Here is a 13,308-nt window from a genome sequence, read left to right as displayed (position 1 = left end):
CTTCAGCTGCTGGTCGCGGATAAGCTGCAGAACGAGTGGTCTCCTGAGCAGATCTCGGGATGGCTCAAGACCGAATATCACGACGACAGAACCATGCGGGTGTCCCACGAGACGATTTACAAAAGCTTGTTCATCCAGGCCCGCGGTGTCCTGAAGAAGGAGTTGACCCGCCATCTTCGCAGTCGGCGGATCATGCGGCGCTCCAAGACGGCTAGTACCATCGGCCAGCCCAGGGGACAGATCATCGACGCCATCTCGATCCGGGAGCGTCCGGCTGAAGTTGAGGATCGCGCCGTGCCGGGTCACTGGGAAGGCGACCTGCTCTCAGGCGGCAAGAACACCCACATTGCCACCTTGGTCGAGCGTCAATCCCGGTTCGTGATGCTCGTTCGGGTTGACGGCAAAGACAGCGAAAGTGTGGTGAATGCTCTTGTGCGGCAGGTTCAACGTCTGCCTCAGGGATTGATGGCATCGCTGACCTGGGATCGCGGGATGGAACTCGCTCATCACAAGCACTTTAGCGTCGCGACTGATGTTGACGTCTACTTCTGCGATCCTCAGAGCCCGTGGCAGCGGGGAAGCAACGAGAACACTAATGGCTTGCTGCGGCAGTACTTCCCGAAGGGCTCAGACCTGTCCGCATATAGCCAAAGCGACTTGGATGCGGTTGCACTCAGGCTCAATACCCGGCCAAGAAAAACCCTTGGCTTCCAAACGCCAGGAGATACCCTGGCCAAAGCTGTTGCGCTCATCACTTGAACCCACCAGTGCCACTTTTCTCTTTGACCAAGTCATACGCGACTAGGAATATACCCATTAGGCGCTCCCATTTTTAATAGCATGTGATATAATATCCCATCGTTTGGGTGAATCAACCGGTATTGCTCAACTTAGAGTTAAGTTGCGCCACTTTTTCCTCTAAATCCCCCCGCCATCCTCAAAAGTCCGCCCCCAGCGCTCCTCGAAATCCCGCTCCTCGCGCTCGATGCGCTCCAGATGACCGGCGAGTTCGTCGCGCAGTTCGTGGATGGTGCGGCGGGGGTTGGAGGCGTCGATGTCGTATTCGTGCGCGGCCGGGGGCGGGGACAGGTGCCTGTCGATCTCGCCCAGCGTCCGGGTGAGGCGGGCGAGCGGATGCAGGGAGCGGCCGGCGCGGGCGATGGGCTGCTCCTCTAGATCCTCCGCGTGGCGCTCGGCGAGGCGCCAGAGCGTTTCGGTGAGCCGCTCGCGGCGGTTGCCTGATCCCTGCGGCGCGGATTTGCGCCGTCGCGCGGGATCCGGATTGCGCCGGGTGATGATGGGGGCAGGGGCCGCGCCGGGCGGGCGCTGCCAGCCGCCCTCCGCGGCATAGCGCGAGACGGTGGCGGGCGAGACGCCGAGCTCCCGGCCGATCTTCTTGAAGGACCGGGTGGTGCATTCCACCCAATCGCGGATGAGGGCGATCCGCTCAGGCGGCAGTTTTTGGCGGAACGCCGAGGGGCCGGGGCTGTCGGGATCGGTCAGGGCGGGGGAGGCGGGCAATGAGGTCATGGCAATGGTCTTTTGGAAATAGGAACAAAAAGAGAACAATATGACAGGTCGAGGGACATGGTCAAGGTTGCGGAGAAGGGTCGCAACGTGGGAGCGCTGGGCGTCGTCGGGACAGCGCGAGGATAGCTGCGGTGCGTCCCCTCTCCCGTGCGGGAGAGGGACGGGGGGAAGGTGGGGCGCTCAACCAGTCAGGCGCCGTCGCCTCCGCTGCGGCTGCATGGCATCCGATGCATTTCATTTGGCGCCGGCCTTCCCTCACCCCGGCCCTCTCCCGGCCGGGAGAGGGAGGAGCGCGCATCTCCGCGATCGCTCACCCAGTCGCACCACCCCCACCCCTAACCCCTCCCCGCAAGGGGGAGGGAAACAGCACCGTGTCCGGCGTCCGGATCGTCGCTCCGCTCGGCGGGATTATGTGGGTTGAGGGAAGGGCGCCCCCCTGGAACGCCCGTTTCAGCCGTTCCAGCCGTTTCAGCGCCGTTCCAACGGGGCGTTCCAGGGGGCGCCCTTGGAACGTTTCATCACCGTTCCAAGGCCAATCGATCAGATATCATCATTTGTGCTGATGGCTGCCGGAGCGTATCCAGATTGACCTTGGAGGCTGGCTCATAAAGGTTTCCGCACCATAGCCCTCATCCTGAGCAGGCCGTCGGGCCGTCTCGAGGGACGAGCGTCTTCGGTGCTCGCTGGATCCTCCTTCGAGACGGTCGCTGCGCGACCTCCTCAGGATGGGGCTTCGAGACGCCGCTTCGTGGCTCCTCAGGATGAGGCTTAGGGACGCCACTGCGTGGCTACTCGGGATGAGGAAAGAGATTGATGAGCCAGGCTCCCGTTTCAGAGAGAAGGCATCGGACCGAAAAGTGCACATCCGCTTCCGGTCCGACGCTGTGAGGGAATGAACGCCATGAGCCACGCCACCACCGCCATGCCCGGCCAGAACCTGAAAGGCATCGACGGGACGACGCTCGGGCTCTATGCGGCCACCGTCTTCCTGTGGGGCGTGAGCTGGATCGGGATCCGGGCGCAGCTCGGGGTGGTGGCGCCGGAAATGTCGGTGCTGTGGCGCTTCCTGCTCGCGGCCGCGCTGATGTGGGCCTGGGTTCTCGCCACCAGCGAAAGAATGCGCTTTCCGCTCGCCGATCACCTGCGTTTCGTAGGCGTAGGCGTCTGCCTGTTCTCGTTCAACTTCATCTCGTTCTATTACGGCGGCTTGAGCGTGCCCTCGGGGCTGCTCTCGGTGGTGTTCTCGCTCGCCTCGGTGTTCAACCTCGCGCTCGCATTTCTGATCTTCCGCCAGAAGGTCGAGAAGCGGGTGGCGCTCGGCGGCGTCATCGGGGTTGCCGGCATCGTCTTCCTGTTCTGGCCGGAGATCGCGGGCGCGGGCTTCAACGCGGCGGCGCTGAAAGGTCTGGGCTTGTGCGTGATGGGCACCCTGTTCTTCTGCTCCGGCAACATGATCTCGACAATCGTGCAGCGCCGGGGCGTGCCGCTTCTCTCGGCGACCGCCTGGGGCATGACATATGGCTGCGCGGTGCTGCTGGCGCTGAACCTGGTGCGCGGCAACGCCTTCATCATCGAGCCGACTCTCAAATATATCGGCTCGCTTCTGTATCTCGCCGTCGGGGCGTCGGTTTTGGCCTTCATGGCCTATCTCACCCTGCTGCGGCGTCTCGGGGCCGCGCGGGCGGGCTATGCAACGGTGCTGTTTCCCATCGTGGCGCTCACCGTCTCGACGCTGATCGAGGGCTATGTGTGGACGCCGCTCGCAGGAATCGGCGTCGTGCTGGCGCTTCTCGGCAACGTGCTCGTGCTGCGCAGGCCCGCGAAGGCCTGATCACAAGGCCTGATCACCAGGCCTGATCACTCGGCCGCGATCGGCTGCACCGTCCGGGTCGAGCCGAGATTGTCGAGCGACTGCTTGATGTGGAAGCCCAGCGCATCCGCGAGCGGGTTCTCCTCGCCGCGGGAGCGGATCAGGCCGATCTTGCACGAGGGCAGGGCGGGGAAGCCGTCGGAGGGGCCCAAGATGCGCATGCCGGGGCGCACGGCGCTTTCCGGCAGAACGGAGACCGCAAGGCCCGCCATCACCGCAGCCCCCACCGCGGTGGAATGCCAGCTCACATAGGCGATGCGGAACGGCCGGTCGGCGCTCTCCAGGGCCTCGGTCGCGGAATGGCGCCAGTCGCAGCTCGGGCGGCCGAGCGCCAGCGGGATCGGCGTCTCCTCGTGCACCCCGTGGCGGGAGGAGGTCACCCATAAAAGCTGCTCGATGCGCACGATCTCGGACGGGCCGCGCCGGTCCACATGGGTGATGATCGCGAGGTCGAGGTCGCCGTGCTGCACGCGCTCGACGAGCTGCGGCGTCGGCTCGCACATCACCGTCACCTCGGCCTTCGGGTTCGAGCGCGAGAAACGGGCCAGGATCTCGGGCAGATAACGGTCGGCGTAATCGTCCGGCAGGCCGAGGCGGACGCGGCCGGTGAGCTCGTGCTCGTTGAAGGAGGCCATGCATTCGGCGTTGAGCCGCACGATCCGGCGGGCATAATCGAGCAGCCGCTCGCCCTCGTCGGTGAGCTTGGAGAGGCGCCCGTCGCGCTCGAAGATCGCCTTGCCGACCCGGTCCTCGAGCCGCTTCATCTGCATCGAGACCGCGCTCTGCGTCTTGTGCACGATCTCCGCCGCGCGGGTAAACGATCCGGTATCGGCAATGGCCACGAAGGTTCTGAGCTGGTCGATATCGAGCAAGTGCATGGCTGACGCGCCTCATCAATCAATCATGTTGATGATACATATCTCAAACAATCGTTTCAAGTGATGAAACAAGCTGTGGTATAAGATTCCAATTGGTAAAAAATACCAAGTTAAATCAATGGGTTAAATGAAAGCCCTGCGGCAAGAGTTTCCATAAGTGTCCCTGGAACAGACGATCCCGAACCGTTGGAACGGACGCTGAAACGACGTTGGAACGGACGCTGGAACGACGCTGGAACGACGTTGGAACGACGTTGGAACGGACGCTGGAACAGCTGGAACGTTCCAACGGCGATGGATTGAAAGTGAGAGCAAGGAGACAAGCAATGAGCCGGTTCGCATTGACCACCACGACCGTCCCGGGAATGGCCGCGCTGGGTCAGCTCGCCCGTTCGCTCCTCGATCTTGCGAAAGCCCTCAGGCACCGCCGCGAGATCAAAAATCTCGCCGAGTTCGATGAGCGCATGCTGGCTGATATCGGACTGACGCGCAGCGATGTGACGAGCGCGCTCGATGAGCCGCTCACGTGCAATCCGTCATGGGTGTTGGTTCGAAGCGCTGAACGGCATTCCCGCGCGGAGAGGTCCCCTCAACCCACCCGGCCGCTCCGACCCGTGGTTCCAATGGTGACGCCGATCAGGCGTTGCGCCTAAACCTTTTTACCCTGGCTCTTCCAGGCCTCGGAGAAGATCGATTGAAGGGACGCGAGGTACTGCATCTGCATCTCGCGTCCCTGTTCGAGCATCAAATCCAAGGACGGTGAGGCCGGCACTTCCTGCTGCTGGGGCTTTTCCGGAGCCATTGCCTGAAACGCGCTCGCCATCATGTCCTCGAACGGGTTGGCGTGCTTCTTCTCGGGTACGGATGCGGTCATCCATCCCGCCCATAATTCCGCCCATGGATTGGCGCTCTCGACCTTATCCTTCGCGCCGTCCTTGGAGGAGGCGAAGGATTGCATGGCCTGCGCCTGCGCCACCATCCAATGCGACATGCCGCCGGCGAGAATGCCGGCGAGAATAGGCAGCAATTGCTGCATGGTCTCCGTGCTGATTCCGGCATAATCCGCGGCCTGGTGCGCGACGCGGCGGCTGACGTCGTCCGAGCCGAAGAGCTGGTCGAGCAGCCGTCGCCCCTCCTGCTGTGCCTGGGACGAGAAGGAATGGCCGGCGATCTGCCAGAAATTCTGATAGGCGCCGCTCATCATGGATTGAAACAGACGGGCGGGATCGTTGGAGGCTGTGGCTTGCTGGAGCCCCATGGCAAAGGCCGGCATGACGGCGGCCATCGTCTTCTGCGTCTGATCGCCCGAGAGCTGGAACTGCCGTGCAAGGGCTTCCATGGCGGCGCTGGTCTGGGCCTGACGCATCAGATCGAACCAGTTGAACATGGCGGCCTCCTCGACAGTGAAACGCTGGCGCCTCTTACAGAGCCGGGACAGCTTGCCTCTCAAGACGCCTGATTGTCCAGAACGCCGTGACGACAGCGGCGATCCCGAACACCACGGAACCGGCGCCGATCCCGAGCAGAGCGCCCTTCGGCCCGCCCATCTGCGCGCCGAAATAGGCGAAGGGAATCATGCCTAAAGTCGCGCGGCCCCAGTTGAAGAAGGTGGAGAGCAGAGGATAGCCGAGGTTGTTGAACGACGCATTCGCCACGAAGACCAAGCTGATGAAGAACCAGATGAAACCGCTCAGCTGGCAAAAGAACTGGACGATCTCGGCCGTTTCCGGCGGCGCGTTGAACGCAGTCGTGATCGGAACCTGCACGAGGAAGAGAACGAGCCACACGCCACCCACATAGCAGATCGTGAAGACGAGGGCGTCCTTCAGCGTCTGCTTCATGCGGTCGTAGCGCTGTGCGCCCCAATTCTGCCCGAGCACGGGGCCGATGGCGCCGGCGAGAGCGAAGACGCCGGCGAAGGCAACGGGCGTCACCCTGTCGATGATGGCGGAAGCCGCAATCGCCTGATCGCCGAACTGAGCCATCACGCCGGTGAAGAAGGCATTCGCCACGGGAGCCGCAATGTTGGTCAGGATCGCAGGAACGGCGATGGCAAAGAACGGGCGCGCATCCTTCAAAATGGACGGCCAGTTCGGTCTGATCAGAAGGTCGTGGGCGCGTGTGAGATAGCGATAGCCCACATAGAGATAGGCGACGCGCGCGATATTGATCGTCACCGCTGCGCCATTGGTCTTGAGATCGAGGCCGAAGATCAGGATCGGATCGAGAACCACGGTAACGGCCGCGACGGACAGAGTGGCATACATGCTGCGCTTGGCGTCTCCCGCTGCGCGCAGCACGGTCGAGAACGCCATGCCGAAAGCCATGATCACGTTCGTCGGCAGCGTGATCCAGAGAAAGCTCTGCGCGACCCGGTAGGTGTCGTCATGCGCGCCTATTGTGGTCAGAATCAGCGGCAGGAGCGGCAGAAGGACGAGGCTGACGAGGGCCGCGACAGCGGCCATGAGAAGGCTGCACGAGGTGGCGAGGCGGCGCGCATCCTCGGGCCGGCGGGCACCGAGCGCGCGCGAGACGAGCGCTCCGATCGGGATCATCAGGCCGACATTGATCGAGATCGTGAAGAACATCACGACCGTGGCGAGGCCGACGCCGGCCGTAAGGCTCGGATCGTGCAGCCAGGAGATGTAGAGAAGCGATACGAGATCGACGATGAAGATCGAAACGAGGCCCGCTGCACCCGTTCCCGTCATGACGAGAACGTGGCGCATTGTGGAGCCGACCACGAAACGCGGCGGCTCGTTCGAGGTTGCGGCTTCCTTCGCCGAGGGACTGGCATCCATCACGAAACGCCTTCGCCGAGGATGTCGCGCGTCTCGGGCGAGAGCGCTCTTGCCCGGCTTGTCGGAACGGTGAGGGGTTCGGGCGTGATCTTGGCGCCCACGACGAGCTCGGCACCGCCCATGGTGCCGACCTCCTTCTGCAGGACGAGGCGTGCGATATCGCGCTTGCGCACGTCGTTGGCGGCAGCGGCAGCTGCTTCGGGATCGGTTCCAAGCTCCTCGAGCGCCGCCCGTCCGAAGACGATGGCGGATTCGAACACTTCACGAATCTGATAATCGACGTCGAGATTCATCAGCTCGATGGCGTGGATGCGGTCGAAGGCGCGCGCGAAGCTGCGGGCATTCTGGAAATTCTCGTGGATGATCTCGATGATCTTCGTCATCGATTCCCGATCGTCGATGCAGATGCAGATCATCTCGGCCTTCTCGGCGCCGGCGGCCCGCAGCACATCGAGGCGCGTGCCGTCGCCGAAATAGACCTGCAGCCCGAAGCGCCCCGCGTCGCGGATGCGCTCGACATCCTTGTCGATCACCGTCGCCTCGATGCCCTGCGCCAGTAGAACCTGGTTGACGATCTGCCCGAACCGGCCGAAGCCGATCACCAGGACACGGCTCTCCAATTCGCCCTCCTGGCCCGGCAGGCCATGCAGATCCGGCTGTTCCTCGCTTTCGCTGCGATTGCTCAAAACCTTCTCGACGATTGTCGAGAGAATCGGCCCCAGCAGCATGGTGATGGCGGCAAGCGCGGTGACCGGCTGCGCCTCGGCTGCGGACATGATGCCGAGCCCCGTCGCCACGGGAAGGAGGACGAAGGCGAATTCGCCGGCCGTGCAGAGAAGCGTGCCCGAGCGCAAACCGTCGCGCCAGCTCGCGCCGAAGAGTTTCGACAAAACGGCGATCAGCAGGGTCTTGCCGAGAACGACGACGGGCGCCGCGACGAGCAGCAGCAGCCATTGCTCGCGCACCAGGGCAAGATCGATCGACATGCCAACGCTCATGAAGAACAGGCCGAGCAGCATGCCGCGGAAGGGCTCGATATCGGCCTCGAGCTGATGGCGGAAATTCGACTCGGCGAGCAGAAGCCCTGCGAGGAAGGCGCCCATCGCCATGGAGAGGCCCACCTCCTGCATGAGCAGGGCCGCGCCGAGAACCACGAGCAGGGCGGAGGCCGTCATCACTTCGCGGGCGCCGCTGCGGGCCAGGATCCGGAAGAAGGGGTTGAGGCCGTAGCGGCCGATCAGCACGACGGCAGCGATGCCCAGCATTGCTTCGCCGACCGTGAGCAGACGATCGAGGAGGGAACCATGCTCGGCGGCGGCGCCCGACGCGAGAAGGGGCAGGATCGCCAGGAGCGGGACGACCGACAGATCCTGGAACAGCAGGATCGCGAAGGAGCGCTGGCCGTAGGGGGTCTGAAGGTCGTTGCGCTCGCCCAGCATCTGCAGGGCGATGGCGGTAGCGGAGAGCGCCACGGCGGCACCCGTCACGAACGAGGCCTGGGGCGAGAACCCGATGGCATAGGCTGCTCCGCCGAGGCACAGAGCGGTGACCGCCAGCTGCGCGAAGCCCAACCCGAAAATGTCCCGCTTCATCTCCCAGAGATGGGACAGCTTGAGTTCTAGCCCGATGATGAACAGAAGCAGCACCACGCCTAACTCGGCGACAGTGGCAATCGTCTGCGGATCCTCCACCAGGCTCAGGCCGGAGGGCCCGATAGCGACGCCGGCGGCGAGATAGCCCAGGACGGCGCTCAGGCCCAGGAGCCGGAACACGGGCACGGCCACCACTGCCGCTCCGCAGAAGGTCAGGATAGGTGGGAGAAAGCTGACGTGGGAAGCCGTGGATGCCATGGGATCAGGGGATGATGATGGGTTGTTGCACCGTTGTAGGGATTCTGAACGGCAAGAGCGAGCGTTTCTTGAGGAGGATGATCCTGTCCCGTGCCTCACCGCACAGGTTCGGGATTGGCGAATTCCACGTCATCGCCGGCCTTGTGCCGGTGATCCCGATTAAGAGAAGCGTAGTGCTTCACCATATCGGGATGACCGGGACAGGCCCGGCCACGACGTCACGGTGTCATCCCCGGCGGCCGCAGGCCGGGAAGGGGATCCACTCATGAGCGCGCCGGCACTATGCATTCCCTTCCCCTTCGCTGCGCTCCGGCCGGGAATGACACCCGTTCCCGAATTGAAACGGGGATCGACCCCACCGCGAAACTGCGTCGCTCCCGCTTGACAGGAGGGGCCCCGTCTCGCCACATCGCGAGATCATGACGAAGCCTTCTCTGGACATCCTGCTCTGTGCCCCGCGCGGCTTCTGCGCCGGGGTCGTCCGTGCCATCGATGCGGTCGAGAAGGCGCTCGCGATCCATGGGGCGCCGGTCTACGTGCGCCATGAGATCGTGCACAACAAATACGTGGTGGAAAACCTGAAGCGGAAAGGGGCCGTCTTCGTCCGCGAGCTCGACGAGGTGCCCGAGACAGGCGCCCCGGTCATCTTCTCGGCCCATGGGGTGCCTAAATCGGTGCCCGAGGCGGCGGAAGCCCGCAACCTCTTCGCCATCGACGCCACCTGCCCGCTGGTGACCAAGGTGCATCGCGAAGCGCAGATCCACCACAAGCGCGGCCGTCATATCATCCTGATTGGCCATGCGGGCCATCCTGAGGTGATCGGCACCATGGGCCAGCTCCCCGAGGGCGTGGCGACCCTCGTCGAGACGGTCGACGACATCGCAAGGCTCCAGCCGGCCGATCCCGACAACCTCGCCTTCGTCACCCAGACGACGCTTTCCGTCGACGACACGAAGGACATGGTGGAGGCCCTCAAGGCCCGCTTCCCCACCATCGTCGGCCCGCACAAGGAGGACATCTGCTATGCCACCACCAACCGCCAGGGAGCGGTGAAGCGCGTGGCGCCGCAGGTCGATGCCATGATCGTGGTGGGCTCGCCGAATTCCTCGAACTCCCAGCGCCTGCGCGAGGTCGCCGAGCGGGAGGGCTGCCCGCTGGTGCGGCTGATCCTGCGCGCCGAGGACATCGACTGGAGCCTGTTCGGCAATGTCGGTAGCCTCGGCATCACCGCCGGCGCCTCGGCGCCGGAGGTCCTCGTCGAGGAGATCATCGATGCCTTCGCCGAGCGCTACGAGGTCTCGGTCGAGAGCGTGTCGACGGCGGATGAGAGCGTGTTCTTTCCTTTGCCGCGCGAGTTGCGTGAGCAGGCGGCGGAGTAAAAGGTGGCGGTCTATACGGAAGTCAGCGACGAGGAGCTCTCGGCCTTCCTCGACACCTACGACATCGGCACGGTGCTGTCCTACAAGGGCATCGCCGAGGGCGTGGAGAACACCAATTACTTTCTCCACACCACCAAGGGCTCATACATCCTCACCCTCTACGAGAAGCGGGTGCGGGAGACCGATCTGCCCTTCTTCCTCGGCCTCATGCAGCATCTGGCACTGAAGGGGCTCAACTGTCCGCTCCCCGTCAACAATCGCCGGGGCGAGCCTCTCGGAAGGGTTTCCGGAAGGCCCGCCGTCATCATCACCTTCCTCGAAGGCATCGCGGTGCGCCGCCCCACGGCGCAGCATTGCGGCGCGCTTGGGGCTGCTCTCGCTAAGCTGCATCTGGCGGGCCGGGATTTTTCGATGCAGCGTCCCAATGCGCTTTCGCTGGAAGCCTGGGCGCCGCTCTTCGCGCAGGCCGAGGCGCAGGCCGACACGGTCCTGCCCGGTCTCGCGGAGCGGACGCGGCGGGAGCTCGCGAGCCTGGAGGCCGACTGGCCGCGCGGCCTGCCCGCCGGGATCATCCATGCCGATCTCTTCACCGACAACGTGTTCTTCATCGGCGCCGAAGTCTCGGGGCTGATCGATTTCTATTTCGCCTGCACGGATGCCTTCGCCTATGACGTCGCGATCTGCCTCAATGCGTGGTGCTTCGAGATCGACGCCTCGTTCAATCTCACCAAGGGCCGGGCGATGCTGGCGGGCTATCAATCCGTTCGCCGGCTCGAGCCGCAAGAGGTCGAGGCCCTGCCGATCCTGTGCCGAGGCTCCGCCATGCGCTTCATGCTGACCCGACTCGTGGACTGGCTCAACGTGCCGCCCGGCGCGCTGGTGAAGCCCAAGGATCCCCTGGAATACGACCGCAAACTCAATTTCCATCGCCATGTGAAGCATGCGCGCGAATACGGACTCGAAGCATGAGCGGGGCAGAGCGCGTTTTGATCTACACGGACGGCGCCTGTTCGGGAAATCCCGGGCCGGGCGGCTGGGGCGCGATCCTGTTCTTCAAGGGCAGCGAGAAGGAGGTCTCGGGCGGGGAGGCGCATACCACCAACAACCGCATGGAAATCCGCGCCGCCATCGAGGGCCTCAACGCGCTCACGCGCTCCTGCACCGTCGATCTGTTCACGGATTCGCAGTACGTGCGCCAGGGCATCACGCAATGGATGCACAATTGGAAGCGGCGCGGCTGGCGCACCGCCGACAACAAGCCGGTGAAGAACGAGGACCTATGGCGTGCGCTCGACGAGGCCGCATCGAGGCACAACGTCGCCTGGCACTGGGTCAAGGGCCACGCGGACGACCCGACCAATATCCGCGTCGATGAACTGGCCGTCGCCGCGATGCAGCCGTTCAAGAAGCAGAGCCGGAGAGCCGGTGCCTGATCGCTCGGTTCCAGCCTGGGATGTCATGACCGGGCCTGTCCCGGTCATCCTGGTGCTATGGAGCGCAGTGCTCTTCTAATCGGGATCACCGGCACAAGGCCGGTGATGACGAAGCAGGTGAATTTCCGGCTTGTTTCCGGGCGGATCAAAGATCCTTCAAAATATTCTCGGCGCCGGAATGCTGCGCCTTGGAGGGAGCGTCCTCCACGTTGATCGCCTTCACCACACCGTCGTCGACGACCATGGAATAGCGCTGGGAGCGCGTGCCGAGGCCGAAGCCGGAGCCGTCCATGGACAGGCCGATCGCCTTGGCGAAATCGGCGTTGCCGTCGGACAGGAACTCGATGCCTTCCGCCTCGGAGGCCTTGCCCCAGGCCTCCAGCACGAACACGTCGTTGACCGCGGTGACCAGGATGCCGTCGACGCCCTTGGCCTTGATCTCGTCCTTCTTCTGCACGTAGCCGGGCAGGTGATTGCGGTGGCAGGTAGGAGTGAAGGCGCCGGGAACGGCGACGAGAACGACCTTGCGGCCCTTGAAGAGATCGTCCGTGGTTTTGGCCACCGGCCCGTCCGGCGTCATGACACGGAAGGTGACCTGGGGAAGGCGTTCTCCAACCTGGATGGGCATAGGCGGTTCTCCAAAAGGGAAAAGGTGCCTCTTCCCTAGCGCGGCAGTTCCTTGGCGTCGAGGCTCACTTCCGTCTCGACGGACTTTCCCCCTGCAACGAGCGTCAGGCGCAAGGCAAGCGGTCCGGATGCGTCCTTGGGCTTTTCCTCAACCGTGACGGTGAAGCGGTTCGCATCGTCCGGGAGCGAGGTCGAGAGATACCAGTTTTCCGGCCCCTCGGCGAAGAGGGCAGGCTTCGCGCTGGAGGGAGCGCGGGTCGTGACGATATAGGCGGGCTTGTCCTGCTTCACGGGCTCGACCGAGATGACCGACAGATCACCCGGGGCGGCAAGGGGCTGGGGAACGGGCACCTTGGCCAGGGCCGCCTCGATGAGGCTGCGGCCCATTGCATCCTCGGTGAGATCCAGCGTCAGGTCGGCGCGGGCCGGGATGCAGATCTCCTTGCAGACCCCGTATTCGGCGGAGAGCACGAGCTTGACCGGCCTGTCCTTGGCCGCAGCCTTCACGATGACGGGGAACACCACCTTTTTGCCGTAGACATGGATCGTGCCTGCCGCATCCTCATGGCGGGAGGGAGAAGGCCAACGGATCTCGGCGTCGGCCAGGTTCTCCGACCCGCTCCAGTCGAACCGGGGCGGCAGACCGGAATCGCCTGGATTGCGCCAATAGGTCTTGAAACCGGGATCGAGGGTGATCTCGATGCCGGCGAGCCAACGATCCCCCTGCAATCCGCCGGAGATCAGGCGGGCGCGGGAGTGAAAGCCTTGGGTCGAGGCGGACGGCTTGAGAGATTGCGCGGCAATGGGAGCAAGAGACAAAATAAAAAAAATCGCGGCCGAAGCGGCGCGGAACATGAATGCCATGGAACTGACGCCTCCCTGAGGCGCTTCCCTTATGCGTTTCTCTTCGGGTCTGCCATCCACGATCCTGTGATCGGGT

13 protein-coding genes are annotated in these 13,308 nt (G+C 63.8%); 6 read left to right on the top strand and 7 right to left on the bottom strand.

Annotation, left to right across the window (positions count from 1 at the left end; translation table 11 throughout):
• A partial coding sequence (locus JKL46_RS23435; protein ID WP_201837917.1) for an IS30 family transposase occupies nt 1–759 on the top strand: 759 nt, incomplete at its 5' end.
• A gap of 159 nt (nt 760–918) precedes the next feature.
• Here the strand turns inward: JKL46_RS23435 and JKL46_RS23430 are convergent.
• Nucleotides 919–1,530, bottom strand: a complete 612-nt coding sequence (locus JKL46_RS23430; RefSeq protein WP_201837915.1) for a helix-turn-helix domain-containing protein — start codon at nt 1,528–1,530, stop codon at nt 919–921.
• A 901-nt stretch (nt 1,531–2,431) separates the two neighbouring features.
• Here JKL46_RS23430 and JKL46_RS23425 point away from each other — a divergent pair.
• Nucleotides 2,432–3,361 carry a DMT family transporter gene (locus tag JKL46_RS23425; protein ID WP_201837913.1) on the top strand — a complete coding sequence of 310 codons (930 nt, stop codon included), beginning with the start codon at nt 2,432–2,434 and terminating at the stop codon, nt 3,359–3,361.
• 26 nt (nt 3,362–3,387) lie between these two features.
• Here JKL46_RS23425 and JKL46_RS23420 read toward each other — a convergent pair whose 3' ends face one another.
• Nucleotides 3,388–4,278 carry a LysR substrate-binding domain-containing protein gene (locus JKL46_RS23420; RefSeq protein WP_201837911.1) on the bottom strand — a complete coding sequence of 297 codons (891 nt, stop codon included), beginning with the start codon at nt 4,276–4,278 and terminating at the stop codon, nt 3,388–3,390.
• 209 nt (nt 4,279–4,487) lie between these two features.
• Between JKL46_RS23420 and JKL46_RS23415 the strand changes: the two genes are divergently transcribed.
• Nucleotides 4,488–4,931 (top strand): DUF1127 domain-containing protein, encoded by a 444-nt coding sequence (locus tag JKL46_RS23415; protein ID WP_201837910.1) that lies wholly within the window; start codon nt 4,488–4,490, stop codon nt 4,929–4,931.
• On the opposite strand, the gene JKL46_RS23410 is transcribed toward JKL46_RS23415, so the two are convergent.
• The 3 genes from JKL46_RS23410 to JKL46_RS23400 are packed head-to-tail and all read right to left on the bottom strand — an operon-like array spanning nt 4,928 to nt 8,929.
• Entirely contained in the window at nt 4,928–5,665 is a 738-nt protein-coding gene (locus JKL46_RS23410) for a DUF937 domain-containing protein (RefSeq protein ID WP_201837908.1), read from the bottom strand. The genes JKL46_RS23415 and JKL46_RS23410 overlap by 4 nt on opposite strands.
• A 34-nt stretch (nt 5,666–5,699) precedes the next feature.
• On the bottom strand, nt 5,700–7,079 hold the full coding sequence (locus JKL46_RS23405) for an MATE family efflux transporter (protein ID WP_201837907.1): 1,380 nt from the start codon (nt 7,077–7,079) through the stop codon (nt 5,700–5,702).
• Nucleotides 7,079–8,929, bottom strand: coding sequence for a monovalent cation:proton antiporter-2 (CPA2) family protein (locus JKL46_RS23400; protein WP_201837906.1), 1,851 nt, complete (start codon nt 8,927–8,929; stop codon nt 7,079–7,081). Before JKL46_RS23400 ends, JKL46_RS23405 begins: the two co-directional genes overlap by 1 nt.
• Nucleotides 8,930–9,348: 419 nt before the next feature.
• Between JKL46_RS23400 and ispH the strand changes: the two genes are divergently transcribed.
• Genes ispH through rnhA form a run of 3 tightly spaced genes read left to right on the top strand, consistent with a single transcriptional unit; the run spans nt 9,349 to nt 11,741 of the window.
• The gene (gene ispH / locus JKL46_RS23395; protein WP_201837905.1) at nt 9,349–10,308 is read left to right on the top strand and encodes a 4-hydroxy-3-methylbut-2-enyl diphosphate reductase; all 960 of its coding nucleotides are present in this window, start codon (nt 9,349–9,351) and stop codon (nt 10,306–10,308) included.
• 3 nt (nt 10,309–10,311) lie between these two features.
• Nucleotides 10,312–11,277, top strand: coding sequence for a homoserine kinase (locus tag JKL46_RS23390; RefSeq protein ID WP_201837904.1), 966 nt, complete (start codon nt 10,312–10,314; stop codon nt 11,275–11,277).
• Nucleotides 11,274–11,741: a ribonuclease HI gene (gene rnhA, locus JKL46_RS23385; protein WP_201837903.1), complete on the top strand. Its 468-nt coding sequence runs from the start codon at nt 11,274–11,276 to the stop codon at nt 11,739–11,741. Before JKL46_RS23390 ends, rnhA begins: the two co-directional genes overlap by 4 nt.
• A gap of 145 nt (nt 11,742–11,886) precedes the next feature.
• Here the strand turns inward: rnhA and JKL46_RS23380 are convergent, their stop codons facing one another.
• Both JKL46_RS23380 and JKL46_RS23375 read right to left on the bottom strand, forming a co-directional pair.
• A complete protein-coding gene (locus JKL46_RS23380) occupies nt 11,887–12,369 on the bottom strand; it encodes a peroxiredoxin (protein WP_201837901.1) in 483 nt (160 codons plus the stop codon).
• Nucleotides 12,370–12,404: 35 nt separating this feature from the next.
• Nucleotides 12,405–13,232 carry a protein-disulfide reductase DsbD domain-containing protein gene (locus JKL46_RS23375; protein ID WP_201837898.1) on the bottom strand — a complete coding sequence of 276 codons (828 nt, stop codon included), beginning with the start codon at nt 13,230–13,232 and terminating at the stop codon, nt 12,405–12,407.
• Between the last annotated feature and the right edge of the window lie 76 nt (nt 13,233–13,308).

The organism is Microvirga zambiensis WSM3693 (assembly GCF_016735695.1).
GTDB lineage: Bacteria > Pseudomonadota > Alphaproteobacteria > Rhizobiales > Beijerinckiaceae > Microvirga > Microvirga zambiensis.
Note: the sequence above shows the minus strand (reverse complement) of the source record. Positions and strands in the feature narration are given on the sequence as shown.